The sequence below is a fragment of the Streptomyces sp. YJ-C3 genome, from assembly GCF_053891275.1.
This window is the reverse complement of the sequence record NZ_CM132685.1, coordinates 4289386-4315120: the sequence shown is the minus strand read 5'-3', so window position 1 is coordinate 4315120 and position 25735 is coordinate 4289386. Positions and strand designations below refer to the sequence as shown.

The window sequence follows — 25735 nt, the reverse complement described above, 5'->3', positions numbered from 1 at the left end:
CTGGTGACGACGCCTTCGCCATCTGCCGCAACCTGCACGGCATGCACCTGGCCGGCTTCTTCGACGCGGCAAATCCTGTGCTTGTCGGACGGACCTCGGCACCAGGCGCCCCCTCGCTGTCCCAGCACCAGGCCGTGCTGGACGCGCTCGGCCCATTGAATGTACCGATCATCGCCGACGTGGAATGCGGACATGTGCCGCCGTACATGCCGGTCACCAAATGGGGCGCACGGCCGCCTGGTCCACACATCGAGCGGAGCGAACTCACCCGGACCAGGCTCTGAAGTATCGACTCGCGCTCCTCCCCATGCACAACCGACCGCCCGGCGACGAGGCCGGAGGGGCCATAACGGGCGGTGGGCGTGAGGGCGAGTAGGTCATGTTCTAGACGTCGAGCGCCGCGACATCCGGCGTCCGTTCGTGGAAGTGTCGCCGCAGGTGCCGCTCGATGAAACGGTCCCCGCGGCGCTCGAGGTGTGCGCGGCCCGCCTCGGTGCGGCCGAGTATCTGATAGCGCAGGACGTTGGCGGCTATGAGGGGCGGCACGGCCCAGGGCAGGGCGGGCGGCAGGTCCAGGTCGCGCATGCCCTGGCGGCCGAGGAAGTAGCGCAGCATGCTCAGCAGCCGGGCCCGGGTGTAGGCGCGGCGCAGGTGGGCGAAGTGGGGGAAGTGCAGCTGGCGTTGTGCTTCCACGAGGGCGCCGGCCAGGGGCGGGCCGGCTGTTCCGCCGTAGCTCTGGGTGAGCAGCAGATGGTAGTTCAGGCGGTGTTGCTGGGACTCGTGATCGCAGAGCCAGTCCTGGTCGACGCCCATCAGATGGCCGACGTATTTCCACAGGTGCATGAGGGCGCGTGATTCCGCGCGGGTCACGCGCACGCCGAGGAGGCGGACGCCGAGCAGTTGAACGGCGTTGAACAGACCCAGGGTGGCGGCAAGGTCGGTCCTGTTGACCGGCAGGCCCCAACGCCCGGCGTCCCACCGGTCGTTGTGCTCGAACTGGTGGTTGACCAGGGCGTGCATGAGCCGTACGTGCACGGTGAGGCGGAAGCCGTCCCCCGTGCGACGCAGGGCGCCGGGAGCGGTGACCGCGGTCGCCCATTGCTGGGTCTCGGCGATCCTGCGCAGTGCGGAGCCGCCGACCAGCGCGCCCGTCTCGACCAGCAGCCGCGGCGGTCCGTCGAACCGGTAAGAGCCGATCAGCGCGAGCTGCAGCATCACGTCAGCGGTGTTACGACCGAATCTGCGCGCCACCCGCCCGCCTTCGTCGATCAGGTCGAAGTCCACCCAGTCCGGCACCGGGTCGACCGCGGCGAAGAAATCCCGAAGGGCTCGGGGCGGGTTGGCCACCGAGTCGATGCCGTCGACGAGCGCGCGCCGGAACTGCCTCATCGTGACCTTGTCGGGGTGCGCGGCGTCGGTGATGCGCAGGGCGCTCGCCAGGGCGGCGCCGATCTCGTCGCGTGCGGTCAACCGCTCGCCGATGGTGGCGAGCAGACGGTCATCGACGCGGCCGCGGCTCACGCGCAACAAGCGCAGCGGCCGCCCTACGCGACGGTTGCGACGTTCTGTCTCGCGGAAGCGTTGTGGGTACGTGGACGGGGGCGTCCTTGTCCGGTTCGGCTCGGCCAAGTCATCTCGCGGTGAAGGCTCGTGTGCGACCATGAGTCGATGCTGACGGTCTTTCATATTCGCGTTCAACTCGTCTTCTGATGCCCACGTCATCGCCTGGCGACCACGCCCGGCGCGTGCCGCGCACTCGCGTGTCTCCACGCAGGATTCCGCGTCAGGAGCGCTCGCGGGCGACGGTTGAACGCATCCTGGAGGCGGGCGAGCGGGTCCTGGCCGAGCATGGCTACGAGGGCGCGTCGACCAGCCGTATAGCGACGGCGGCCGACCTGAGTCCGGGTTCGCTGTACCAGTACTTTCCGCACAAGGACGCGATCGTCCTGGCCGTGCTGGAGCGCTACAGCGACCAGTTGGTGGCCGGGGTGACCGCCCAGATGACGGGTCAGTTCGAGCAGCCCGCACCGGTGATCGTCCGCGCCACCCTCGCGACCTTGTTGGACGGTCTCGACGTGGAGCCGCCGTTTCTGCGCGCCGCCATCGTCTACGGTCCCCGGTTGGACGACGGCCGCGCCCTGCGGGTCTTCGAGGACCGCATCGGCGAACTGGTCCTGGCCTATCTCACCTCTCGACGCGAGGAACTACGCCCGGATCTCTCCTTGCCCGCGGCGGCCTGGATGCTGGTCCGCACGGTCGAGCATCTGACGGTCCGCTATCTGTTGGACCGCCCGCCCATCCCCAGGGACCGTTTCCTGGCGGAGCTGACCCAGCTGACGCTGAGCTACCTCAGAGCGACGGCTTGACTCGTCAGCACGGCCTGGGCGTCGGAATGACGACGGCCGCGATCGAGCCCTTTCCGGATCCAGATCCCGCAGGCCGATATCGATGACCTGCATGATCGTCTGGCGCGCACCCGATCGCCGTACTCGGTGGCGGGCGCCGCATCGGAGTGGGATCACGGCATCCTGTCGGCATCGGACCGGACCCGCGGCGGGCGACTTCTACTGGGAACTGGCCCACGCCGACAACCCGGGCTGGGGCGGTTCTTCAAGTGTGCCCATGGCCTCCTCGCTGTTCTCCAGCGACCTGCTGGTCCGCAAGGTGCTCGGCCCCGGCGACAGCTCCGTCTTCTTCCGGGAGCACGCCGAAGGCGGACACTTCCCCGTGTTCGAGGTTCCCGACCTGTTCGTCGACGACATCCGCGCCTTCTTCAGAACACTCCGCGACTGACACGGCGCAGCCAGGCAAGCCCTGTCGGCACGGCGCCCCGACCGACTCCACCGGCCACGGCCTCATCACCGCCCTGGCCGACCTCGGTGAGGCAGAAGCCACCCGGATCGTCGACGCGGTCCCGCAGCTCAAAGGGCAGATCACTCTCTCACCGGGCAAGCCGTACGAGACCCGCGCCCTGATCAGCAACACCCCCCGTTTTCAGGCGGCTTCCTCGGCAGCAGGCTCCTCAATGGTGTGGGAGTCAGTAAGGCTCAGCGCGCCGCCGGCCGCGATCAGTCCGACGACGACCGCGAGAAGCGCGTAGGTGATCCGCTCGCCGTGGAAGAACGACGCGACGAGGTCGCTGCTCCAGGTGCCCGCGGGGAGCTGGGTGGTGACCAACGCGGCGATCAAGGTGCCGACCACAGCGGTGCCGACGCTGGAGCCGACCTCCTGGGCGGTGTCGTTGAGGGCGGCGCCGATCGAGGTGCGGTTGCTCGGCATGGCGTCGACGAGTGCGACCGCGCAGATCGTCATCACGGTGCGCAGCCCCACGGTCATGAGCACCATGCAGACCGCGATGACGGCGTACCCGTGGTCGACGCCCCAGGAGAGACCCGCCAGTGAACCGGCCAGGCAGGCCGCGCCCACCAGACAGGCGATGCGGTGGCCGAACCGGCGCGCGAGCCACTCGGACAGGGGGGTCGCGACGAGCATCGTCACGATGATCGGGAGGTTGGCCAGGCCGGCCCGCACCGGGCTCCACCCGTAGGCGTACTGGAAGTGCAGGATCAGTCCGAACATCACGCTGGCCATCGCGATGGACGTGCCGATCTGCGCGAGAGCGGCGCCGCGGACGGTGCCGTTGGAGAAGAGGCCCAGATCCAGCATGGGTGCCGCGCTGCGGCGCTCGTGCCGGACGAACGCGATTGCGGCCGCGACGGCACCCACGATCGACGTGAGGGTGATCGCGGAGAGCCAGCCGTGCTCGACACCGCTGGTCAGCGAGTAGCAGGCGAGCCCGATGGCGGCGACGCTGAGCGCGGCGCCGGGCACGTCGAGCGCGTCCTTCGTCAGGTCTTCCGGCCGGTCGGCCGGGACGCCGAGCCGGACGCCGATGCACGCGATCAGTGCGATCGGGGCGTTGACGACGAGCAGCCACTCCCACCGCACATGGGCCAGTGCGGTGCCGCCGAGCAGGGGCCCGAGGACGAAGCCGGACATGCCGACGACGATCATCACCGTCATGGCGCGCATCCGCAGGGCCTTGTCGTCGAACAGACGGAAGACCAGCGAGTTCGTGATGGGCGCCATCGCCGCGGCGGCTATGCCGAGCGCGGCCCGCAGGGCGATGAGCTGGCCTGCTGTCGTGACGAGGACGACGCACAGACTCAGCGAGCCGAACACGGCGAGTCCGATCAGCAGCACCCGGCGGCGGCCGAGCCGGTCGGCCATCGACCCCGCGGTGAGCAACAGGCCGCCGAAGGTCAGTGAGTACGCACCGGTGACCCACTGCAGCGCGGTGGTCCCGCTGCCGAGATCGCGGCCGATCGTCGGCAGCGCGATCGACAGCAACGTGTTGTCGACCATCTCGACGAAGAATGCCAGGCAGAGGGCGGCCAGCGGGATCCACGCCGCGCGCAGGGACGGATAGGTACGTGAGGGGTTTTCGAGCGTGGCAGTAGTCATGGCAGCCCTTTCGATCGAACGCCGTTCGGGTATCGAACAACGTACGATACGCTACGATAGAACAACGTTCGATACGAAGCAAAACGTGATGGGATGAAGCCATGGCACCCCAGCAGAACCGCGCCGGCGGAGGACGCCGACGGGCTTCGCACTCGATGGAGTCCGTGCTCACCGAGGCGGTGGCCCTGCTCGATGAGGCCGGGGCACCGGCGCTGACGTTCCGGGCGCTCGCACAGCGCCTCGGCGGCGGCGTCGCCAGCATCTACTGGTACGTCGCGAACAAGGACGAGTTGCTCGACCGCGCCACCGACCACGTGATGGGCGAGGTACTGGCCGCCGTCGAGAAGCTTCCGCGCACCGAGGACCCGATCGACGACCTGCGCGCGATGGCCCTGACTCTCTTCGACGCGATCGTGGAGCGACCCTGGCTCGGCGCCTACTTCATGCGCAACACCGACGTCCAGGGCAACGCGCTGCGCCTGTACGAGCAGCTCGGCCGGCAGACCCTGCGCCTGGACCTCACCGCGCTCCAGCGCTTCCACGCCGTGTCCGCGATCGTGGGGGTCGTGGTCGGCTCCGCCGTCGACCTGGGGCAGGAGCCGCCCGAGGAGGTCCTCGGCGGCGCCGTGGACCGCGACGAGTTCCTCGGCCGCTTCGCCCGGACCTGGCGGGAGCTCGACCCCGAAGAGTTCCCCTTCGTGCACGAGATCGTCGACGAGTTCGACGGCCACGACGATGTCGACCAGTTCCGCTCCGCGCTGGAGCTGACCCTGACGGGCCTGCGCCTGCAAGCCGGCGCCTGAGCCGGTCACCCGCCTGCGGGGCCACCCGCGATGCGCCGTGCGTCGTCAGTCGACGTTGCCGTGATTCAGCCGCGAGCCACCATCACGGCGATCCACCGGCCCTGAGTGATCGTCGGCGCGGTCGCAGCGTGGGGATCTGTCACAGCTCAGCACCTGGCGACCCGGCACCCCGGGCCGCTGCGACCATCGGGCCTCACGCCTGCGGGGCGGGCGCCATATCCGATTCCGGGACGGCGGTCGCGCGCGAGGACAAGATGCCTTCGACACCGTGCAGGAACGTCTCAGAGATCAGCACCGGATCGAAAAGACAGCCAGCCGCCATGGCCCCGTCCCGGAGCATGACGAAGTGCCGTCCTGCCGCGTCGGCGGGCTCACAGCCCGCCTGCGCCAGCAACTGCGTGACGGTCTCCAGGAACCATTGACGGTGCGCCAGCACGGCCTGGTGGACCGGGTGCGCCGGGTCGGGATACTCGGCCACAGCGTTCAGGAAGGCGCACCCGCGGAACCCGGAGTACTGGATGCCCTCGGTGATGGTCCGGCTGACGGCCCGGACCGTGTCAGCCGCTGACCTGCCCTCCACCTGGGTGGCCGCGACCTGCGCCCGGATGCCGTGGTCGGCCTGCTGGAGATAGGCAAGAATCAACTCTTCCTTGCCCTTGAAATGCCGGTACAGGGTGGCGCGTGTGACCTGCGCTTCCGCGATGATCCGGTCCACGCCGACGGAGTGGATTCCCTCCGCGTAGAAGATCCGGGTCGCCGTGTCGAGCAGGCGAGACCGCGCCTCGGACGTGCTCCCACCTTCTCTGCTCGCGCTCATGGCGCCACCGTATCAGCCTGCGAGGGAGAACGTTCGGTCTTGACAGTGGGATGCGGGCACCCTTAGATGAATAGCGAGACCGAACGTTCTCCCTCATCGGAGTGGATGACTTCCGGGCGACGCATTGCGGCAGGTCCGCACAGCACACGGTCGGACAGCACACGGCTCCCGATGGCCACCTCGCTCACACGACGCCGCTTTCACCGAAAGGGATCCTCATGGACACCTCCGTCGCAGCCCCCGCCCCTGCCGCGAGCGCCTCCGCAGCGCTGCGCCACCTGTATTTCGTGCGCTTCGCGTTCGCCGCCGCCTGGGCCGTCCTGCTGTTCACATCCGCCCACACCCTTGGCACCCTCAGCGCGACGCTGCTGGTGATCTATCCCTTGTTCGACGTGGCGTGCGCCGTCGTCGATGCCAGGGCCGCCAAAGCGAACGGCGGACCGGTGCGCGGTCTCTACGCGAATATCGCGCTCAGCACCCTCACCGCAGCAGGTCTGGTCGCCGCCGCGTCCTCCGGCATCCCTGCCGCCCTCCGCGTATGGGGAGCCTGGGCGATCACCGCGGGGCTCGTCCAGCTGATCGTCGGCGTCCTGCGACGCAGCATGGGAGGCCAGTGGGCGATGATCGCGAGCGGCGCCATCTCCACCCTCGCCGGAGCCTCCTTCATCGCGCAGGCCGGCAAGGACGATGCCTCACTGAGCACCCTGGCCGGATACGCCTTCCTCGGCGGGGTCTTCTTCCTCATCTCCGCCCTCCGCTTGGGACGAGCCGACAAGACCGCATGAGCTTGAACGGCCCGCGTGAGCGCGTGGATCACCGGCCCCGGACCGGGCTGTGGCCGATCGCTCGCTCCGACCGGGGATGAGCTGTCCCACCGGGCCACCTCGGCGGACTGGCCATCCCGGTCATGGAACGCATCCGTGTCGGCGGCCTCGGTAGCGGAGACCCGCGCATGCGGCCCGACCATCTCGGCGGGGACAAGGCGTACTCCTCCGGCGCCATCGCCGCTACCTGCGGCGGCGCCAGATCAAGCACACCGTCCCCGAACCGAAGAACCAGCGGGCCAACCGCCCACGCCGGATCTAGTTGCCGGTCGTGCCGTCGAGCATCTCGCGCAGGATGTCCAGGTGGCCGTTGTGGCGGGCCGTCTCCTCGATGAGGTGGTGCAGGATCCAGCGCAGGTCGACGTGGAGGCCGTTGCGGATGGCTCGCTGGGCCTGCTCGCCCAGGCCGGCCCCGGCCACCAGCTCGCGGTAGCGGGCGCTCTGCTCGGCGTATTCGTCGAGCAACTGCGCGAGCGGGAAGTCGACGGCGATACGCATCTCGCGGTCGGGGTCTTCATCCGTCATGGGGGCCCGGTCCTCCTCGCCGAGGAAGACCACTTGGAACCAGTAGTACTCGACCCAGCGGAGGTGGTTGATCACTCCGCTCATGGTCATCAGCGGTGAGCCCGGCAGGAGCGCCTTACGTGCGTTCTCCTCGGAAACGCCATCGCATTTGGCGCGCGCGGTGGCACGTGTGTAGTCGAGAAACGTGGTGAGCTGGGTGCGTTCGTCCCACGCGGGCGGCGTGTCGTCGATTCTGGTCATCGCGCGAAGCCTCCCCGATCATGGCAACCGATGTCGAGGCAATTATCGACGGGCCCCACCTGCTCCAGCTGTACTCGGCGTGCCTCCGGGCTGGCTCGGCTCAGCCCAGATCGTCGATGAGGGCGGTGACGTAGGCGTCCAGCCACTCTTGGACAGCTCGCGTCGTCAACTCTGCGCTCCCCGCCTTTCGCCACGACTGCGACACCAACTCAGTCGATGATCCGGACGCGACTGCGCCGACGAGGACCAGCCGAGCTGTCGACTCCTTGGCCCCATCCGCACGCAGCGAGACACCATCCCAGGGCTGCTCCCACGACATACCAGAACAGATCCGGTGCGTTGAAGGTCGACCCGAGCAGCGGCTGCAGCACCGCCGGGATCCCGACGATCTGCAACAGCTCCACGGCCCAGCTGAATCCCAGCGCGACGCCGGCAGCGACAGCGGGCCGCAAGCGGGGCGCCGCCATGACCACGACGACACACACGAGCACCGTATAGAGCGTGTCCCCCGCGTACTTCGCAAAGTCTCCACCGGCCCACGACCGCACGCCAAGACCAGCCGCAACGGTCAACACCGCTGCGCCGCAAGCCCACCACCGTCTGTTCATCACCGGCACCCTATGCGCTGCGCCGAGCTCTGACGGGTTTCCTTCCCTCGGTCTCCGCGCACGGTGCCCACCGCCCGCGGGAGGGGTAGCGGGGAATCGATGGTGCCGTCGCGTCGTTGGGCTGGCCATGACGGACTCTCAGGCGCACGATGACGCACTGCTCCAGCTCGCCGCCGACACCAAGGAAGGCATCCTGGTCACTCTGAAGCGCGATGGCCGCCCGCAGTTGTCCAACGTGTGGCACGTGTACGCCCCCGCAGCCAAGACCATCCGTGTCTCCATGACCGACGACCGCGCCAAGACGAGGAACCTCCGCCGCGACCCCCGCGCCAGCTATCACGTCACCAACCAGGACCGCTCGGCCTGGACCGTCGCGGAGGGCACCGCCGAGCTGACGCCCGTCGCCACGGATCCGTACGATGCGACCGTCGAGGGACTCATCTCCCTGTACCGCGACCGCAATGGCGAGCATCCCGACTGGGACGACTTCCGCAGCGCCATGGTCCGCGACAAGCGAGTTCTGCTCACGCTCCATGTGGAACGCGCCTACGGCCAGCCCGTGGGCTGAACATCCCCTGGGATGACGTGCGTTGCGTGGCACACCTCCCTGACACACTCGCCCCTCGCAACGGCTGGGGCCAGGAGCCCCGCTTGAAGCCGCGGCCGCGCAAGGCGAGACCTCAATGATCGAGCCGCATCGGATACCCGTTAAGCTGCAAGCGCCTCGTGGGGGAAGTCCGGTCGAAGTCCGGCGCTGACCCGCAACGGTAGGCGGAACTCAGGTTCCGTAAGCCCGATTACCCACGGTGGTGAAGCTCCTGTCAATCGCCGTGGACTGCGAGAGGTGCTGCACACGGCGCCCGTCCGGAGCTGCTCCTTCTTGATCACGCAGGTGCACGGCCCGAGGCGAAAGCGATCCGCCTGTGGCCACGCTCCGCGACCGCATACCCGCCCTGCTGCCCCGAAGTACGCACGGTGAGCCCCCACCCCAGCGCGTCTCGCTGCCCCTACTGGTGGCCGTTCTGTGCGTCGCGCTCCCCCTTTCCCTCGCCTGCGGGGCGGGCATCGGTGCGTCGGGGCTCTCATGGGGCGAGGCGCTGCACTACTTGTGGGCGGGGCTGACCGGCGGATCCATCGCTCCGGACGAGGTCTCCTCGTACGTCATCGTCTGGGAGATCCGCTTCCCGCGCGCCGTGCTGGCTGCCGTCGTCGGTGCCGGCCTGGCGGCCGTGGGCGTTGCTGTCCAGGCCATGGTCCGCAACGCTCTCGCCGACCCGTTCGTCCTCGGCATCTCCTCAGGCGCGGCCGTCGGCGCCAACGCCGTCCTCATCTTCGGGGCGTTGAGCGCGTTCGGTGTCTGGGCGCTGTCGACGGCGGCGTTCCTCTCCGCGCTGGCGGCCATGGTGCTCGTGTACGCGATCGCCCAGAGCCCTCGGGGGCTGACCCCGTTGCGGCTCGTGCTGACGGGTACCGCGATGTACTACGGCTTCTCGGCGGTGACGACGTTCATGGTGTTCGCTGCCGAGCACGGTGAAGCGGCCCGCTCCGCGATGATGTGGATGCTCGGCAGTCTGGGCGGCGCGGACTGGGCCTCCGTGCCGATCGCCGCGGGCGCCGTGTTCGGCGGCCTCGTCCATCTCGGCTGGTCGGCCCGGCGCTTGAACGTCCTGGCGATGGGCGACGAGACCGCCGCCGCGCTGGGAGTGAATCCCGGGCGGCTGCGCAAAGAGCTCTTCCTCACCGCCGCCGCCGTCACCGGAGCGGTGGTCGCGGTCAGCGGGGCGATCGGCTTCGTGGGTCTGATGGTTCCGCACGCCGCGCGCATGCTGGTGGGAGCGGATCATCGTCGGCTGCTGGCCGTCGCACCGCTGGCCGGTGCCGTGCTGCTGATCTGGGTGGACATCCTGTCGCGCGTGGTTCTCGCGCCCGCCGAACTGCCGCTGGGCGTACTGACGGCGGCGATCGGCGTGCCGTGCTTCGTGCTGCTCATGCGTCGGCGTACCTACACCTTCGGGGGCGTGTGATGCGGGTCGACGTCGACGCTCTGACGGTTGACATCTCAGGGGCCCGGCTGGTGCAGGACGTCACCCTGCGAGCGGGCAGCGGACAGTTCGTGGGGCTCGTCGGTCCCAATGGCAGCGGCAAATCCACCCTGTTGCGGTGCGTGTACCGGGCCCTGCGTCCCACAGTCGGCATGGTCCGTCTTGATGGCGAGGACCTGCTGTCACTGAGCGCACGCGAGAGTGCGCGCCGACTCGCCGCCCTTCCGCAGGAGGCGGTCGCGGAGTTCGACTTCACCGTCGCCGAGGTCGTGGCCATGGGCAGGCTGCCGCACCAGGGGGCGGTGGCCCGGACCACCGACGAGGACCGGCGCGCCTGCAGAGCGGCACTCGAAGGAGTCGGCGCCGGCCACCTCGCGGACCGCGGATTCCTCACGCTCTCCGGCGGAGAGAAGCAACGTGTTCTGATCGCCCGCGCGCTGGCCCAGCAGCCCCGGGTGCTGGTGCTGGACGAACCCACCAACCACCTGGACATCGCCCAGCAACTGGAAGTCCTGGCCCTCGTACGAGCCGGCGGACTGACCGTGCTCACGGCTCTGCACGACCTCAACCTCGCCGCACTGCACTGCGACCTCATCCACGTCATCGATGCCGGGCGGATCGTCGCGTCCGGCGCCCCTCACGACGTCCTCACGCCCGAACTGTTGGCGGACGTCTTCAAGGTACGGGCCCATCGGGTGCCGCACCCCGCAACAGGCGCGGTGCAACTGCTCTTCGACCGTCTCCCCTCCCCTTGATCCGCCATCGCACCGTCCCCTTCCAAGGAGCCACCGCCACCATGCAGAACCGCGCACGTCCCGCTGCCCTCGCCCTCGCTCTGGCCTTCGCCCTCACCGGTTGTGGCGCGGACGTGACGCCCGAGAAGGGCCGGGGAAAGGGAGAGGGCACCCGTGCAGCCGACAGCCACTACCCCGTCACCATCGAGAACTGCGGCGAGAAGAAGACCTATAAGAAGGCCCCGCAGCGCGTGGTCACCAACGACGTCGGAATCACCGAGATCATGTTCGCCCTCGGCCTCGAGGACCACATGGCGGGCTATGTCATGCCCGACGACAAGGGGGACCTCACCACAGTGCCGTGGAAGGGCGGCTACCAGAAGACCAAGTGGCTCTCCAAGAAACAGATCAACAAGGAGCTGGTCCTGGACGCCGGCGCCGACCTGGTCTTCGCGGGCTGGAACTACGGGTTCAACGAGGGAGAAGGCTTCACACCCGACGCGCTGGAAGAAGTCGGCATCGACTCATACGTGCTCAGCGAGTCGTGCCGCAACGGGCAGGGCACAGCCCGCGGGGTGATGGCGCCCCTCGACGCGCTGTACACGGACCTGAAGAACCTGGGCACCCTGTTCGACGTCGAGGACAGAGCCGACGCCCTGATCACCTCGTTCCGCAAGCAGGTGTCCCAAGCGCAGGCCAAGGCGCTGAAGGGCGCCGAGCGGCCACGGGTGTTCCTCTACGACAGCGGCCAGGACAAGCCGTTCACGTCCGGCGCCTACGCCGGGCCCCACGACATCATCACCAAGGCCGGCGGCGACAACATCACGAAGGACGTCAAGGACAGCTGGACCACCGTGGGCTGGGAAACGGTCGTGGCCCGCGACCCGGAGGTCATCGTGATCAACAACTACGGGGACACCACCGCGGATCAGAAGCGGAAGTTCCTCACGTCGTACAAGCCGCTCGCGAACGTCTCCGCCATCAAGAACCACCGGATCGTCGTCCTCGACTACGTCGACCTCGTCGAGAGCCCGCGCAACCCCGCCGCCATCAGCTCACTCGCGGCGAAGCTGAGAAGCTTCCGCTCCTGAACTCGCAGTGCCCACGCCTGAGCCCAACTGCTGCAGGCGCGGGTGGCCGAGCTCCGCCCCGGCCGGCCGGGACCGCCGCAATCGGGCGGTTGCGCTCCTGCTGGTCGCTGCTCATCGAGGACGGGTCCCGGCCCTCGATGAGCAGCGACCTGGCTGACAGCTCCTACCATCCGCTGTCGGGCCGACGGCCTGGCCTCACTTCAGGTGCCGGCCGAAGAACCGGACTCCGTTCTCCACCTCGAACCACGGGGTACCGGTGTGCCCGCCCAGGTTGGCGTGCAGCGTCTTCTCCTTGGTACCGAAGCCGTCGAACAGGTCCAGGGCCCGCTGCCGGGGGTTTCCCTCGTCGTCCCACTGCAGCAGGAAGAGCAGCGGAATGGTGACCTGCCGAGCCTCCTCGCGCTGGGCGCGGGGCACGTACCCCCCGGCGAAGAAGCCGGCGGCCGAGATGCGTGGCTCGACCACGGCCAGCCGAATGCCGAGGGCGGTCCACCCCGAGTACCCGACCGGGCCGCCGATCTCGGGCAGCGCAAGAAGCGCGTCCAGGGTGGTCCGCCATTCCGGGACCGCCTTGTCGACCAGAGGGCCGATAAGGGACTCGAAGATCTCATCGACCGGCTCGCCGGCCTGCATCGCCCGGCGCAGTTCGGCGCGGGCCTGCTCGTCGGCGGCCGAACGGGGCCGGTCACCGCACCCGGCGGCGTCAATGGTCGCCACCGCGTAGCCGTTCGCCGCGGTGTGCCGGGCCCGGGCCACCAGCCGGGGTTGCGCCTTGGGCAGGCCGTTGTTGTGGGCCATCAGGACCAGCGGGGCCGGCGCGTCGGATTCAGGCGTCCACAGGGTGCCGGGGATCTCGCCGAGGGTGAATTCGCGTTCGAGCAGGCCGTCGTCGAGGCGCTGCTCAGAAGTGAAATGCATGGTCGTGCCTTTCGGGAGTGCTGCTGGACGGCGCTCCCGGACGACCTATCGCCCGACCGTGACCCCGGAGGAGAGCACCCATGTGAATACGTTCACGGGTACCACCTCCTCGTTCTCTCGCACGGCCTCCGAAAACCTAGCAGTGGTCGCCGTAACCCACCAACGGGTTTTTTGCGCAGGACCGATGGCCGAAAGCCTGACTTCTCGCGTTGGGGGCATCCCCTGCCCGGGCAGCAGCCAGTGGCTCGCCTACGGACCGGCCGCGGCAGGACGGCTCCTGGCCCACTACGGTCACGCCGGGGTCTCCAGCGCCATCAGCCCCATGACGAATGAAGTTCCGCCTGGCAGGCTCCAGTCATGACCTCACAGGAACCAGGAAAGTCGGCGACATGGGCGAAGGCCCTCGCCGCGATCGTCCTTCTCATACTCCTGCCGATCATGCTCTGGATCCTCTTCTCAGTACCGAAGTCGACCACTATTCCGTGGTGACGGCACGCCTGACGAGGCCTGGACCTGCAGCGTGATCCCGCCGTGCGCGACCCCGGCCGCCCCTCCCCTTCAGGCCCTGGCGCACAACGCCCACTCGTACCGCTGGCCGTGTCGTTGAACGTCCGTCACGCCAGAGCGCCCAACCATCATGAAACGCATAGGGGTTGACGATGCCGAGGCGGATGCCTACGTTCCTTTGAAACGTTCCATGCAGGATGCGAGGCGCGGGACGAGTGCTCCAGCGAGCCAGTGGCAATTGGTGCGGCGGGTCGCTGCGTTCAGCCTCGCCGCCGCCGTTCGTCGACCGACAAGGAGAACCGTCTCCATGCCCGAGCAGCCCGGTTCACCACTCAGCCGCCGCCACGTTCTGGCTGCCGGGGCCGCGGCGGGCGCAGCTGTCGCCGTCATGGCAGCCCCGTCCAGCGCCGCCGCCCCATACCAGCAGCCGAGCGTGTCCCGTGGTCGGGGCCGCTCCGGCGCAGGGCCGTGGATCCCCTCGTACCCGGACGGTCGCCCGGTGGCGACGCTGCGGCTCGATGCGCGCGACAGCGGTCCGGTCCTCAAGTACGGGGACGGTCCGGGTGGTTGTGACCGCTTGGGCGCTCGTGACGTCTGGGTCTACCGCGACGCGGACACGCTCTACATGAACTACGACGCCGCCGGGGACCGGGGCTGGCTGGCGGCCCTGGCCACCAGCCGTGACGGCGTGAGCTGGACCAAGCACGGCCCCGTCCTCGACCTGGGAGAACCGGGTTCCGACGACAGCGGGTCCGCGAGCTACGGCGTCACCTATCGCAAGGCTCCCGGCGACTGGCACATGTTCTATCTGGGAACCCCCCACACCACTCCCCCGCCCGATCGCATCCCGGCCTTTCCCTACATGACACTCAAGGCCCATGGCCCCGGGCCGGCCGGACCCTGGACCAAGGCGCCGGACGTGGTCCCCTTCCGCCCGGCGCCCGACACGTACTACTCCGTGACGGCGAGCCCCGGCCAGATCGTCCGCCATCACGGCGAGTACGTGCAGTTCTTCAGCGCCTCCACCGAGGACGCCGAGGGCACGCACCGCACCATCGGACGGGCACGGACCCGGGACCTCGACGGCACCTGGCAGCTCGACGACCAGCCCGTGGTACCGCTGGCGGAGCAGGTCGAGAACTCGTCGCTCTACTACGAGCACGTCAACGACACGTGGTTCCTGTTCACCAACCACGTCGGTCTCGACGAGCACGGCGAGTACACGGACGCGATCTGGGTCTACTGGACGCGCGACCTCGACCAATGGGACCCCACCGACAAGGCGGTCGTCCTGGACCGCAACAACTGCGCCTGGTCGCCGTACGTCATCGGTCTGCCGTCCGTGGTCCCCCTTGACGGCCGACTCGCCGTCTTCTACGACGGCCGTGCTGCCGACGACACCTCACACATGGGCCGCGATGTCGGCCTCGCCTGGCTCGACCTTCCCCTGCACCCGCCGGTCCGGTCCTGACCCCTCGATGCAGCCGGGCGCACCCCGCCCGGCTGCATCGCGATGGCGCTTCCGCCCGACACGGGGCCGCTCATAGGCGAGAGGGAGGCTCACACACCGGCTGACGTCGCCGCCTGACACGTCACGCGCGCCCGGGCGGGCGGTGCATCCGCCTCTGCACCTCCAGTCTATATTGCGCACTTGCGCAATATAGGAAATCATTGCCGCCCCGGCAGAGAGACAGACGGATGCTCGCGTCACACACACGCCCATCTCCAGCCACACACCCCACCGTTGACGGCTGGGCACCTCCGGACGGCCGCGTGCAATCTGCCTACCGTCCTGCCCTGGTGCACGGGGACGGGCCTTGGCCTCGGCCGGCGACCGTGCTCGGGTGGTTCACCACTGACTCCGGCGTAACGATGTGCCTGCTTCGTCCGTCCGGCAGCACGGCGGCCCGGTGGATCACGTTCGACCCGCACCACATCGACCTTGTGGTGCGGGAAGGGCTGTGAGCAACAGAGAGTCGGCGATTCCGCGGGCACACGCACGGCGTTCGGTCCGGACCCGATCGAGAGCGTACGGCTACCGCTGACTGTGGGTGGGACGCGTTCCGCTGCCGACGTCCTGACGGGGTGCCGCCAGGGCGGAGCCGTCCGTCTCGGGCTCACCCGTTGCCGCGGTGGTGGGCCGGGGTGCGGTGGCGGGTGAGAGAGCGGCGGCGACGAGCATGAGCAGCAGGACCGGGACCATCGCGGCGCGCAGCCCGTGGTGTTCGCCGAGGAAGCCGAGTGCCGGCGGTCCGGCCAGCAGCGCGACGTAGCCGATCCGGGAGGCCAGAGCGACTCGGCCGGGGGCGTCCGGACCGGATTCGCCGGCTGCGGAGAGGGCCAGCGGGAAGCCGAGAGAGGTGCCGAGCCCCCAGAGCACCACGGCACAGCCGGCCGCCACCGGTGAATCCACGAAGGACACGAGGGCGATGCCGGCGGCCGTCAGCAGCGCGCCGCCGCGGAGGACCGTGGGCCGGCCGGCCCGGGCGACCACGGGGCCGCCGGCGAAGCGGCCGGCCGCCATGGCCGCGGCGAACCCTGCGTACACCAACGAGCCGAGTCCGGCGGGCATGTGGTGGCCGTCGACCATCAGCAGCGGAAGCCAGTCGGTGGCGGCGCCCTCGGCGAGCGTCATGCCGAGCACCACGCCGCCGATCATCAGTAGTCGCGGGTCGAGGTACAGCCGCCGTTCCCTGGCTCCCGCGGTGGCCTCCGGGTCGGCGGGGCGGGTGGTGGACGCGGCCCCGGCGGCTGCGGTGTCGGCGGTCCGGGGGCGGCGCCCGGTGCCGGGGCGCAGTCGCGGCACCGCGAAGGCGAACAGCCCGACCGCGACGAGCAGCGTGACCGTCAGGTGCCATGGCACCGGGAGACCGGCCGCAGCACCGGCCACTCCGAGGCCCGCCCCGATGAGGGTGCCCAGGCTGTAACAGCCGTGGATGGCCGGCAACACGGGCCGGCCGAGCTGCCGTTCCAGTTCAGCAGCGTCGACGTTGCTGGCGACTTCCGAGATGCCCACGCCGGCGCCGAAGAGCAGGAGCCCGCAGGCAACCATCGGTGCCGTGGCTGCCGCCGTGCCCAGCGCCACCGTGCCCACACCGGCCAGCACGAGGGACATGCAGGCGATGATGACGGGGCGGGTCGAGAATCGTGCCACGAGGGCACCGGCCACAAGGATGCCGAGCATCGAGCCGATCGACATGCCGAAGAGCACCAGGCCCATCTCCGCGGTGGAGGCATCGAGCCGGTCCCGGACATCGGGGGTGCGAGTCACCCAGGTGGCGAGCGACAGGCCGGGGATCACGAAGCACAGCTGCAAGGCAATGCGGTGACGGCGGAGCAGTGGGTCCACGGGGACGGGATCCATGAGGGCGTGGGCCTCCGGAGACGGGACGTTGGGCGTACCCACGCACCCTAATGAGGGCCGCGATCGGGCCGATCACTCTTGCAGCACGCCCGGACGTGGCCCGGCCGGGCACCTGCCTGGCCCACGGACCTCACCCGGCGCGCCGTCGACGGCAGGTTCGGTCTTCCCTCATTCCCACGCTGATGACCGCATCGGCTCCGTGTCGTACTCCCAGCCGGCCTCCGTCACGCGGGACGTCGGTCGCCGTACGCGTCCGACGCACGCGTCATGATCTGGACCGCCTCCTCCTCCGTCGTGTCCGGGGGGACGACGAGCAGATCCCAGCGTCCATGGCCGGGGGCGACGAGGACGACAGTGTGCGCGGCCCCCGGCGCCGGACGCCTGTGCAGGCTGACGACCTGGCCGGCGACGAGCATCCGGCCCGGCATCGGTGACCACATTTCACCGTTGAGCACAATGCTGGCGATGTGACCCCAGGTCCGGGGCAACCCGGCGAGCAGCACAGGCAGTTCGGCAAGAAGATCGTACGAGCGCGGCCACCATGCTCCATCGATGGCGCGGGGCCCGCCGGCGTGGGGCGCAAGGCGCAGGCGCAGCAGAGGCCGGGAGGGAAGCGGGGGGTGCGGTGCGAGGGCCATGATGTGTGACTCCTGCCGACTGACGTGCGCGAATGGGGAGTTGAGAGGGGCCTCGCGTGCGGCGGGCCGCGTTGCGGGCCGGTCTCGGCCTGTGCGCGCCGTGCACCGAACCGAGTTGTCCAGAAGGCTGATGACAGCGACCGACGGACCGGGCTACCGCGCTTCGCGCCGTGACAGGCGCGCTGGGGAGTCGGCGTGGTGGAGGTTGTGCCAGCTGTCGCCGGAGGAGAGCAGGGCCAGTGGCCAGCTCGCTCCGACCAAGTCCCGCCCACAGCAGGGCGGTGACGCCGTGGAGCAAGCCGACTCCGATCACTCAGCCGAGAGCGAGCTCATCGACCCGGCCGCCATGAAGGTGCTGCGCGCAGGACAGACGCCCCGGTAACCGCCATCAGCGAACCACGGTGGAAGCCGACCGCGACACCGAGGCCCGTGACCGCCCATGGGGCGCACCCGAGCACGATGTCCGCAGGATGGATCAGACACCCCCCACAACAGTCGTCTGGCGACTCCGAGCGCCACGAACAGCGGCGTGACGATCACCGCCGTCACCGTCATGCACTGGTGACGTCCACTGTTGCGCGGAGGCCACCAACTGCCTTGTTGTGCAAGCGAGTTGACCTCATGGTCCTGCGGCGACCGGAAGCCGCACGACGGGGATTCGGAGGTGCGCGAGGCGGATGTCAGGGACATGAGGGCTCCTCGGCCGGATTGCGGATGGCGCGGCCGGGGTCGGGGGCTGCCCCTGAGTGGGCGGACGGCGAGGCATGGGGTGCTCCAGGTGATCGGGCACCGGCATACAGGGATCCTCGCCTCCTTCAACATACTCCTGCCGGACGAAGAAGGACCGGGACGTATGCTGGGACCACCGGGTGCTCCTCGTACGCCGACTCCGCTCGGCGTCGCTTCCGGCGCACCACGACACCGGGCCGCGCCGACATGGCGGCCCGAAGAGGGGCGTGCGTGATGAACGCACATACCGCCCGGCGCAGTTCAGCCGAATCCAGGCAGCCGACCACGTGCCCGCCCGTCCGGCTCGCCCTGCGTCCTCCGACCTTCCCCCCGGGGCCGGTGTGCGGGGCCTGGTGGCCGCGCACCGATGACCTGGCCGCCGAACTGGCCGCACTCACTGATGTGTTCGACGTATCCCGTGGCCGCGTGACCCGGATCGCGTCCCACCACGGAAGCTGGCCGAACGAGCCGCGCACCCTCCCCGTGACAGGTCACACGGTCACGGCCAGCTGGTACGCGTCCGGCCTCGACCCGCACACGATCCGGCTCTTCTCGTACGGCACCGGCCGCTGGGACCTGCTCGTCGTTCCGCCGCACAGCGAGGCCGGCGCGGCCGCCCGGCTGATGACCGCGGCGGCCGACCCCACCCTCCGCCTCACCGGCACCGCCCTGATGGCGATCGGAGGCCCGTCCGGGTGACCCGGCGCTCATGCTCGGCGGCGACGAGGTCGCCGCCGAGCGCGTCGGCAGGAGTACCGTGGGAGCACCAAGGGCATTTCGCACTCCGGCATCCACGCGGGTCTCGTCCTCGGTGAGCAACAACATCGGGGACGACCGGCGCGTCGCTCCGAAGACGGGTTCGCATCATGGCCGCGATCACCACGTCCACCCGCGCAGCCTCTCCGCCTCCCCTCTGTGCCGCCCGTGTGGCACTGCAACTCCCGACGGGCTGCGGCCTGCTCGACGGCGCCTGGTGGCCCCGCTCGCGCGACCTGGTCGCCGAACTGCCTCCCCTGGCGGCCGTTCTCGATCCACTGTGGGGCCGCATGACCCGCGTCGCCGTCAATCCGATGCTGTGGCCCGTCGTCCCGCGCAAGGTGACCGTCGGCGATCACGTGCTGAAGGTCGGCTGGTTCACCCCTGAACTCGACCCGCACAAGCTGCTGTTGTCCTACGGAATCGGCCGCTGGGACCTCCTGGTCATCCCGCCCGAGACGCGTCCCGCAAGCGCCGCCCGGCTCATGAGCATCACCTGCGACCCGGACGGGCCCCGACTGACCGCCACCGGTCTCATCACCGCCGAGGCCGCACGCAGCCACGACATCGCCGTCGGCGACCGGCCGCAGAGCGCGGAGGAATCGTGGGAGTACGAGGGTGGCGCGACCTCCACCCATCCCGTCGCGACGACCAGGAGGGGGTGACCGCCATGGACGCCGCACTCACCTCAGCCGCCCTCCTGCTCCTGATCACCGTCACCGCCCATGTGATCCAGCGCCGCAACACCCAGCACGCCGAAGGGACCACCTTGCGTACCTACCACCGCGTTCCGCCCGACCACCGGGCCCCCACCGATCCGGGAGGCGGCGGCCCGCCGCCTCCCACGCTCCCGCCGGGCGCCCCGGCCGACCGGCACGACCATCGCGACGGAGGCCGCGGGCGGTTCCCGGCGCGCCGCCGCCGTGACCGCACCACACACAAACAGGCCCGCTGAACCGGGCCTCTTCGAAGGGACCGCGAAGGGAGTCCGGATGGCCGAGGTGTATCTGCGCAGGCTCACCCGATGGCAGGCCGAGCAGCAACGCGAAGCCATCGCCGATGTGTACGTCACGGCGTACCGCGGCGCCGCCGGGGCGGAGTACCGGGACCGGACCAGGTTTCTGCGCCGCTACGAGCAGCATGTACGGCACGACGGTTTCGAGATGGCCGTCGCCGACGCACCGGGCCTCGTCGGCTGCGCCTACGGGTACCGGCTGGATCGCGACGGGGCGTGGTGGGGCGACTTCCCTGTCGAGGTGACGCCCCAGACCGAGGAACTCACTGCGTCCGGGCGGGTGTTCGCGCTCACCGAGCTGATGGTGCTCCCCGCGTTCCGCCGCCGCGGCGTCGCGACCCGCCTCGGGGAGCTGCTGCTCGCACGCCTCCCCCAGGAACTGGTGGTGGCCGGCATCGACCGGGACAAGGCCTCGGCCGGGATCGGAGAGCTGCTCCGTGCCTGGGGCTGGAAGGAACTGCCTGCAGCGGGGCCGGACGCGGAGGCGTCGGGCCGTGAGGTGTGGGCGCGAGGGCCTGTGCAATGAGTCGGCCAGGGGGCTCAGAACTCGGCTCTGGTGCGGGCGCGGCACCTGTCCTGAGCCGTCGACGGCTACAGGTCTCGCAGCGGATCAGCAGCGGACCGATGCCTGCGAAGCCACGATCGCCTTGTTGAGCTGTTCGACCTGGGGCTGGATCTTCTGCGCGGCCTCGGATGCTGTCGTATCGCCCCCGAGGCCGTCGATCGCCTTCTTCAAGTCGTCGTAGGCATTCGAGATGGCGTCCGTCTTGGCATTGCCGATGCCCTGTGCATCGTTGTTGATGTCCTTGAGGTCTTCGGCGATGTCTTCGCGGGCGTCCTTGATGTCATCGAGGGTGCTGTCGGAATCGAGCGTGGTCAGGTCCGCGGTGTCTTCCTTGAGGTCGCCGAGGCTGTCGCACAGGGCCTGGGCGCTCTTGGAGGCCTCCTCCTTGGGTGTGCTGTCGTCGTCGGAGCAGCCCCCCAGTAGGAGCGCGGCCGCGCCGGCGGCGGCAACAGTGACGGAGAGACGACGAGAGAGGCTGCGAGGAGACGTCATGCGCTCATGCAACGCGCCAATCCGGCGTCCAGCGCGCGGGCACGTGGCGAACGGGTGACGGCAGGACCAGGTCGTGGCTGAGACCGGTTGCGGACCCGCAGGCGGAGGCCTACTGTGCGGCGGCGATTCGCAGTAGTCTGGTGGTGACTCCGTGGATGCCTCCACCAACGTGTTCATCCCTCGTGATGCCGGTGTTCGGCGACGATACGTAAATGAAGAGAGAGACCGAACTTTCGCCAGCGGATATTCACGGTCCTGTGCGGCCGACGATTCACTCACCGCTGGGCGGTCCGTTGCCTGACCGGCCTGTGCAGTCCACGACTGCGGGCGCCTCGCGGAGTGTGCTACTGGGGAAAGGGCGGTGCAGCCGCCATGCCCGAGACACCGCGTGAGGAGCGACTCGCGTTCGCCTTCGTAGAACTCGCCGACACCATGGTGCGCGACTTCGACGTCATCGGACTGCTCCACACACTCACCGACCGCTGCGTGGACCTGCTGGATGTACAGGCGGCCGGTGTCCTGCTGGGTCTCCCACAGGGCCAGGTCGTAGAGGCCGCGGCCTCCGACGAACTCACCCGCGCGCTGGAGCTGGAAGGCGTCGAGTGGGACGAAGGCCCGTGCCGGGACTGCTTCCATGCCCGCGCCTCCATCGCCGAGATCTCCTTGGACACGATGGCCGCCGGCAATCGCTGGCCCCACTTCGCCCCGCGCGCCCGGCAGTTGGGCTTCACTTCGGTGGTGGCAGCCCCACTGCGCTGGCAGGAACAGGTGATCGGGGCGCTCAATCTGTTCCGTAACCGGCCCGGTCACCTCGGCGGGGGCCAGCTGCGCCTGGCCCAGGCACTGGCGGACACCGCCACCATCGGCATCCTCCAGCAACGTGCGGCACACGAGCAGACGGCCGTGATCGCACAGCTGCAACACGCACTGAACTCACGGATCATCATCGAACAGGCCAAGGGATACCTCGCCCACCGCCGGCACACCACCGTGGACGAGGCATTTGCCCGCATGCGCAGCCATGCCCGCCGCCAAGGGGTCAAACTCACCGACGTGGCCCGGCAGGTCCTGAACGGCACCGCCGCAACCAGCCTGCTGGATCCCGGCGCGTGAAACCGCTGCCGGGCCGGCCCGGCAGCGGTGGAGGCGGGAAACACCATGCCCTATCGGATCGCGACCTCGTTGCTGCGCGCCCTGGACTCACACCGGGGTCCGGGGCTGCCTGCCTTGCCGCTGAAGCAGGCCAGCCGGGAATTCGGACTGGACGGGCTGGCGTTTCTGCTGGCTCCCGGCGGCAGGCCCGGCGAACTCGTACAGGTCTTCGGTGAGCGCACTGCACCTCTGGAGGACCTGCAGTTGACACAGGGACAGGGCCCCAGCCCTGATGTGGCCCTCAGCGGCACCAGCATCCTCATCTCCGACATGGCCGCCCTCGACCCCGTCCGCTGGCCCGGCCTGTCCGTATCGGTCCTGCAGCTGGGCATACGTGCCGTGTTCGCCTTCCCGCTACGCATCGGGGTCATCGCGATCGGAGTCCTGACCGGCCACCGCACCACACCCGGGCCGATGACCGCCGACCAGCTCGCCTCCGCGCTGATCGTGGCCGATCTGCTCGCCCAGTACCTCATCCACCGCGGCAGCACCCGCGGCGACGTGAGCCGCCTCCTGGACGGCGCCGAACTGCACTTCGCCGAGGTCCATCAGGCCACCGGAATGCTCGCCGCCCAACTGGGCATCGATTGCGCCCATGCGCTGGCCCGGCTGCGCGGCCACGCCTTCCGCAATGACCAGCGCCTGCTCACCATCGCCCGCCAGGTCCTCGACCACCAGCTGCACTTGAACACCGACGACACTGGGGACAGTTGACTCCCTATCCTGTCGAGCTTCGGCGCTCGGGGGCCGCTTCTCCCGGAAGAGGTTGCCTCGGTTCGGAGTACGGTGAAAGGACCGAGAGTCCCCCGTGCATCGGCTACGGCGCCCGTGCCGTTCTCGGCGATCGACGACACCGACCCGCTGCGGCGGGTTCGGGACAGGGATCGTCTCATGGCAGAGCATGCGCTCCGACCGGTCGATGCGCAGCCGCGTCCACAGGTGCGGCAACAGAGCCCGTCCCCCCTGGAAGCGGAGCGGGTCCGCCCGTTGTCCCGATGCCAGGTCGCCGACCGCCTCCAGGAACTGGGCGCGCTGTACGCGGTCAACTCCGGCACGGAGCCCAGAGAATGGGAAGGGCTGAGCCGGGCTTTCCTGCGGCGTCTGGTGCTCGACATCCGGCGCCCCGGGTTCGGCCTGCTGGTGGCGGAGAACACGGCACTTACGGCGTGTGCGTATGGGTTCCGCCTGCGCGCGGGGCTTTTCGAGTTCAGGGAGATCGTTGTTCCGCAATGGGTGCGAGAGCAATCCCCGCATCTTGACTGGAACCTGTCGCGGCGACTGCAACGGCGACTCCTCGGCGATCACGGCGACGCCATTGGCGTCACCCTGGTCGAGCGCAGCGACGCGAGGAAGCTGGCAGCGCTGCGCTCCTGGGGATGGCGGAGCACGTCCGGACACCTTTACGGGATGACGGAGTTGGATCCGCGGCGTGTTCTGCTGCTCTGTCCTTGAGCAGCAGAACACGCCGCGGCCGCTGGGCACGACGTCGGCATCGGGTCGCCCTCGGGTGCGTCGGCAGCCGGGTAGGAACGCCCACAGCCCGTACGCCCATGGTTGTTGCGGGGAGCGATGTCATCGGCTCTGACCGGGAGGGGCCGGACGGGTGGCCCGGCCGCCGCCGAACCGCACTGGCTTGCCGAGAACGTCGGCCTGGGCCGGGCCGAGGCCCGAACGACGCGTACGCACTCGGGGCCGCTTGAACAGGTTGTCGGCGGCCCGTGAGTGACTGCCAGACTGGTCGCATGGCTGAACTGGACGGAAGACCCGTGACCCTCGACGAGCTCCAGAGCCTCGCCCTCACGAACTACGGGCACTTCACGTCCATGCGTATGGAGAACGGCACCATTCGGGGCCTGTCGCTTCACCTGGACCGGTTGGTGCGGGACTGCCGGCTCGTCTTCGGCGTCGAGTTGGATCGCGAGAAGACGCTGAGCTACATCCGGCAGGCGGCCGCTGGTGTCTCAGGTGTCGCGGGTGTGCGGGTCACGGTCTTTGATCCCGCGATCGATATGGGCCGTCCCGGCGAGGCCCAGGATCCTCACGTTCTCGTGCACTTGCGGCCTGCAAGCGCCACGCCCCCGCCGCCGCTCACTGCCAAGTCCTTCACTTTCACTCGTGACAACGCGGCCGTGAAGCACATCGGGCTCTACTCGCAGCTGCGGGTCCGACGTGAAGCACAGCGCGCCGGCTTCGACGATGCGGTGTTCGTCGAGCCGGACGGTCGCGTCTCCGAGGGCAGCACGTGGAACCTCGGTTTCGTGGACCAGGACGGGACGGTCATATGGCCGGATGCTCCTGTCCTCCCCGGCACGACGATGCTTCTGCTGCAGAGCCTCGGCCTCACCGAGCAGGTCACGGCTCCGGTGCGGCTTGTCGATGTCCCGGGCATGGCCGCCGCATTCGCCACGAACACGACGATCGGTGTGCGTTCCGTGAGCGCGCTCGACGACGTGGAGTTCCCGCAGGACCACTCCGTCCTCGACGCACTGCGTGACGGCTACGCCAGGATTCCCGGCGACAAACTGTAGACGGAGCCCTGCGCCTGAGCCTCTTGAGGTAGCCCGCGAGGCTCGGAGTCGGCGATCGTGTGCCACCCGCACCGGGGACTTATGGCTCGCAGTCCCGGAGATGAGGGATTCGCCGGGACTGCGCCGGGAGAGTGAAGTATCCGCTCCGGAGCGCTCCTGGGGCGCTTTGTTGCCGATGGGTCAGGTGAGGGCAGTCAGTCCTCCGCGCCGGCCGGACGGGCCGGCGTGCTTCGGTGAGTGAGGGATCTTCCATGATGCGTGTAGTGAAGACTGCTGCGGTCGTGCTGGCGATGGGCGGCGCGATGCTGGCGGGTGCGGGTGTCGCTGCGGCCGACAGCGAGGCGCAGGGTGCCGCGGTGGGTTCCCCGGGCGTGCTGTCGGGCAACGTGGTGCAGGTCCCGGTCCACGTGCCGGTCAACGCGTGTGGCAACTCGGTCAACGTGATCGGCGCGCTCAACCCGGCCTTCGGCAACACCTGTGTCAACGGTGAGCAGTGGACCCCGGACGGCATGGAGCAGGGCGGACACGAGGGACAGCCTGGCGCCATGGACGACGGCTACGGAATGAGCGACGACGGCCCCTGGAGCATGTGACCCCCAGTCACCTGGCGGCCCGCGTCCTGCCGGATCGGGCGCGGGCCGCCGCCCAGGCACTATCGGCCGGAGCACCGTCCCGGCGCCGATCTGATCCGGGTGCGGGCCCGTACCGCAACGTGCCTCCGGATACGCGCCCTGCGGGACCCGCGCGCACCGCCCGTCCGCCGAGCGGAAACTGCACCAACATGTCGCCGATATCCGGAACTGCGCGCCTCGTCCTCGGTGTCGCGAGGGGCTCGATACGCGGCGTGACAAGAGTCGCACCTATGTGTGCGATCGGTGATGACTCCATGAGCGCGCATCCCTGTGAACTCGGGCTTTACTGAT

General features: G+C 69.3%; 28 protein-coding genes and 2 pseudogenes. 21 read left to right on the top strand and 9 right to left on the bottom strand.

Annotated features, from left to right (window positions below):
* Positions 1-2 precede the first annotated feature (2 nt).
* Positions 3-284: pseudogene (locus tag ACVHNB_RS19290) on the top strand (LD-carboxypeptidase); the annotation flags it as partial.
* Between the two features lie 100 nt (positions 285-384).
* On the opposite strand, the gene ACVHNB_RS19285 reads toward ACVHNB_RS19290, so the two are convergent.
* Positions 385-1521 (bottom strand): oxygenase MpaB family protein, encoded by a 1137-nt coding sequence (locus ACVHNB_RS19285; RefSeq protein ID WP_456228731.1) that lies wholly within the window; start codon positions 1519-1521, stop codon positions 385-387.
* Between the two features lie 224 nt (positions 1522-1745).
* On the opposite strand from ACVHNB_RS19285, the gene ACVHNB_RS19280 reads away from it, so the two are divergent.
* Positions 1746-2366, top strand: a complete 621-nt coding sequence (locus tag ACVHNB_RS19280; protein WP_428949886.1) for a TetR/AcrR family transcriptional regulator — start codon at positions 1746-1748, stop codon at positions 2364-2366.
* A gap of 256 nt (positions 2367-2622) precedes the next feature.
* Positions 2623-2793 carry a hypothetical protein gene (locus ACVHNB_RS19275; protein ID WP_456228730.1) on the top strand — a complete coding sequence of 57 codons (171 nt, stop codon included), beginning with the start codon at positions 2623-2625 and terminating at the stop codon, positions 2791-2793.
* A gap of 201 nt (positions 2794-2994) precedes the next feature.
* Here the strand turns inward: ACVHNB_RS19275 and ACVHNB_RS19270 are convergent, their stop codons facing one another.
* A complete protein-coding gene (locus tag ACVHNB_RS19270) occupies positions 2995-4464 on the bottom strand; it encodes an MFS transporter (protein WP_428949887.1) in 1470 nt (489 codons plus the stop codon).
* 155 nt (positions 4465-4619) lie between these two features.
* On the opposite strand from ACVHNB_RS19270, the gene ACVHNB_RS19265 reads away from it, so the two are divergent.
* Positions 4620-5267, top strand: a complete 648-nt coding sequence (locus ACVHNB_RS19265; protein WP_428957409.1) for a TetR/AcrR family transcriptional regulator — start codon at positions 4620-4622, stop codon at positions 5265-5267.
* 193 nt (positions 5268-5460) lie between these two features.
* Here ACVHNB_RS19265 and ACVHNB_RS19260 read toward each other — a convergent pair whose 3' ends face one another.
* Positions 5461-6084, bottom strand: coding sequence for a TetR/AcrR family transcriptional regulator (locus tag ACVHNB_RS19260; RefSeq protein WP_456228729.1), 624 nt, complete (start codon positions 6082-6084; stop codon positions 5461-5463).
* 218 nt (positions 6085-6302) lie between these two features.
* Between ACVHNB_RS19260 and ACVHNB_RS19255 the strand changes: the two genes are divergently transcribed.
* Together ACVHNB_RS19255 and ACVHNB_RS19250 are read left to right on the top strand one after the other, a co-directional pair.
* Entirely contained in the window at positions 6303-6869 is a 567-nt protein-coding gene (locus ACVHNB_RS19255; RefSeq protein ID WP_456228728.1) for a hypothetical protein, read from the top strand.
* Positions 6870-6952: 83 nt separating this feature from the next.
* Positions 6953-7164, top strand: a pseudogene (locus tag ACVHNB_RS19250) (IS5/IS1182 family transposase); the annotation flags it as partial.
* A 2-nt stretch (positions 7165-7166) separates the two neighbouring features.
* On the opposite strand, the gene ACVHNB_RS19245 reads toward ACVHNB_RS19250, so the two are convergent.
* Positions 7167-7673 carry a DinB family protein gene (locus ACVHNB_RS19245; RefSeq protein WP_428949890.1) on the bottom strand — a complete coding sequence of 169 codons (507 nt, stop codon included), beginning with the start codon at positions 7671-7673 and terminating at the stop codon, positions 7167-7169.
* Between the two features lie 209 nt (positions 7674-7882).
* Positions 7883-8281 (bottom strand): DUF2809 domain-containing protein, encoded by a 399-nt coding sequence (locus tag ACVHNB_RS19240; RefSeq protein ID WP_428949891.1) that lies wholly within the window; start codon positions 8279-8281, stop codon positions 7883-7885.
* Between the two features lie 127 nt (positions 8282-8408).
* Here ACVHNB_RS19240 and ACVHNB_RS19235 point away from each other — a divergent pair, with 127 nt between their 5' ends.
* The 4 genes from ACVHNB_RS19235 to ACVHNB_RS19220 all read left to right on the top strand — a co-directional run bounded on the left by ACVHNB_RS19235 (position 8409) and on the right by ACVHNB_RS19220 (position 12148).
* Positions 8409-8849, top strand: a complete 441-nt coding sequence (locus ACVHNB_RS19235) for a PPOX class F420-dependent oxidoreductase (protein ID WP_428949892.1) — start codon at positions 8409-8411, stop codon at positions 8847-8849.
* A gap of 355 nt (positions 8850-9204) precedes the next feature.
* On the top strand, positions 9205-10305 hold the full coding sequence (locus ACVHNB_RS19230) for a FecCD family ABC transporter permease (RefSeq protein ID WP_456228727.1): 1101 nt from the start codon (positions 9205-9207) through the stop codon (positions 10303-10305).
* Complete coding sequence (locus tag ACVHNB_RS19225; RefSeq protein WP_456228726.1) at positions 10305-11078, top strand: ABC transporter ATP-binding protein; 774 nt, start codon at positions 10305-10307, stop codon at positions 11076-11078. Before ACVHNB_RS19230 ends, ACVHNB_RS19225 begins: the two co-directional genes overlap by 1 nt.
* A 41-nt stretch (positions 11079-11119) precedes the next feature.
* A complete protein-coding gene (locus ACVHNB_RS19220; RefSeq protein WP_456228725.1) occupies positions 11120-12148 on the top strand; it encodes an ABC transporter substrate-binding protein in 1029 nt (342 codons plus the stop codon).
* A gap of 195 nt (positions 12149-12343) precedes the next feature.
* Here ACVHNB_RS19220 and ACVHNB_RS19215 read toward each other — a convergent pair whose 3' ends face one another.
* Positions 12344-13066 carry a dienelactone hydrolase family protein gene (locus ACVHNB_RS19215; RefSeq protein ID WP_456228724.1) on the bottom strand — a complete coding sequence of 241 codons (723 nt, stop codon included), beginning with the start codon at positions 13064-13066 and terminating at the stop codon, positions 12344-12346.
* Between the two features lie 357 nt (positions 13067-13423).
* On the opposite strand from ACVHNB_RS19215, the gene ACVHNB_RS19210 reads away from it, so the two are divergent.
* Both ACVHNB_RS19210 and ACVHNB_RS19205 read left to right on the top strand, forming a co-directional pair.
* Positions 13424-13555, top strand: a complete 132-nt coding sequence (locus ACVHNB_RS19210) for a hypothetical protein (protein ID WP_428949897.1) — start codon at positions 13424-13426, stop codon at positions 13553-13555.
* Between the two features lie 325 nt (positions 13556-13880).
* Positions 13881-15044 carry a hypothetical protein gene (locus tag ACVHNB_RS19205; RefSeq protein ID WP_456228723.1) on the top strand — a complete coding sequence of 388 codons (1164 nt, stop codon included), beginning with the start codon at positions 13881-13883 and terminating at the stop codon, positions 15042-15044.
* A 564-nt stretch (positions 15045-15608) separates the two neighbouring features.
* On the opposite strand, the gene ACVHNB_RS19200 is transcribed toward ACVHNB_RS19205, so the two are convergent.
* Positions 15609-16937 carry an MFS transporter gene (locus ACVHNB_RS19200; protein WP_456228722.1) on the bottom strand — a complete coding sequence of 443 codons (1329 nt, stop codon included), beginning with the start codon at positions 16935-16937 and terminating at the stop codon, positions 15609-15611.
* Positions 16938-17161: 224 nt separating this feature from the next.
* Positions 17162-17575 carry a DUF5994 family protein gene (locus ACVHNB_RS19195; protein WP_456228721.1) on the bottom strand — a complete coding sequence of 138 codons (414 nt, stop codon included), beginning with the start codon at positions 17573-17575 and terminating at the stop codon, positions 17162-17164.
* A 459-nt stretch (positions 17576-18034) separates the two neighbouring features.
* On the opposite strand from ACVHNB_RS19195, the gene ACVHNB_RS19190 reads away from it, so the two are divergent.
* The 4 genes from ACVHNB_RS19190 to ACVHNB_RS19175 all read left to right on the top strand — a co-directional run bounded on the left by ACVHNB_RS19190 (position 18035) and on the right by ACVHNB_RS19175 (position 20601).
* Positions 18035-19003 (top strand): DUF5994 family protein, encoded by a 969-nt coding sequence (locus ACVHNB_RS19190; protein WP_456228911.1) that lies wholly within the window; start codon positions 18035-18037, stop codon positions 19001-19003.
* Positions 19004-19230: 227 nt separating this feature from the next.
* Positions 19231-19725 (top strand): DUF5994 family protein, encoded by a 495-nt coding sequence (locus tag ACVHNB_RS19185; RefSeq protein ID WP_456228720.1) that lies wholly within the window; start codon positions 19231-19233, stop codon positions 19723-19725.
* 5 nt (positions 19726-19730) lie between these two features.
* Entirely contained in the window at positions 19731-20015 is a 285-nt protein-coding gene (locus ACVHNB_RS19180) for a hypothetical protein (protein WP_428949903.1), read from the top strand.
* 37 nt (positions 20016-20052) lie between these two features.
* Positions 20053-20601: a GNAT family N-acetyltransferase gene (locus ACVHNB_RS19175; RefSeq protein WP_428949904.1), complete on the top strand. Its 549-nt coding sequence runs from the start codon at positions 20053-20055 to the stop codon at positions 20599-20601.
* 84 nt (positions 20602-20685) lie between these two features.
* Here the strand turns inward: ACVHNB_RS19175 and ACVHNB_RS19170 are convergent, their stop codons facing one another.
* Positions 20686-21132, bottom strand: a complete 447-nt coding sequence (locus ACVHNB_RS19170) for a hypothetical protein (RefSeq protein WP_456228719.1) — start codon at positions 21130-21132, stop codon at positions 20686-20688.
* A 372-nt stretch (positions 21133-21504) separates the two neighbouring features.
* Between ACVHNB_RS19170 and ACVHNB_RS19165 the strand changes: the two genes are divergently transcribed.
* The 5 genes from ACVHNB_RS19165 (at position 21505) to ACVHNB_RS19145 (ending at position 25405) form a co-directional block, all read left to right on the top strand.
* Complete coding sequence (locus ACVHNB_RS19165) at positions 21505-22245, top strand: ANTAR domain-containing protein (RefSeq protein ID WP_428949906.1); 741 nt, start codon at positions 21505-21507, stop codon at positions 22243-22245.
* 45 nt (positions 22246-22290) lie between these two features.
* The gene (locus ACVHNB_RS19160; RefSeq protein WP_428949907.1) at positions 22291-22998 is read left to right on the top strand and encodes a GAF and ANTAR domain-containing protein; all 708 of its coding nucleotides are present in this window, start codon (positions 22291-22293) and stop codon (positions 22996-22998) included.
* A gap of 177 nt (positions 22999-23175) precedes the next feature.
* Positions 23176-23736, top strand: coding sequence for a hypothetical protein (locus ACVHNB_RS19155; protein ID WP_456228718.1), 561 nt, complete (start codon positions 23176-23178; stop codon positions 23734-23736).
* A gap of 290 nt (positions 23737-24026) precedes the next feature.
* Complete coding sequence (locus ACVHNB_RS19150; protein WP_428949909.1) at positions 24027-24812, top strand: aminotransferase class IV family protein; 786 nt, start codon at positions 24027-24029, stop codon at positions 24810-24812.
* Positions 24813-25063: 251 nt separating this feature from the next.
* Entirely contained in the window at positions 25064-25405 is a 342-nt protein-coding gene (locus ACVHNB_RS19145; protein ID WP_428949910.1) for a chaplin, read from the top strand.
* Positions 25406-25735: the final 330 nt, after the last annotated feature.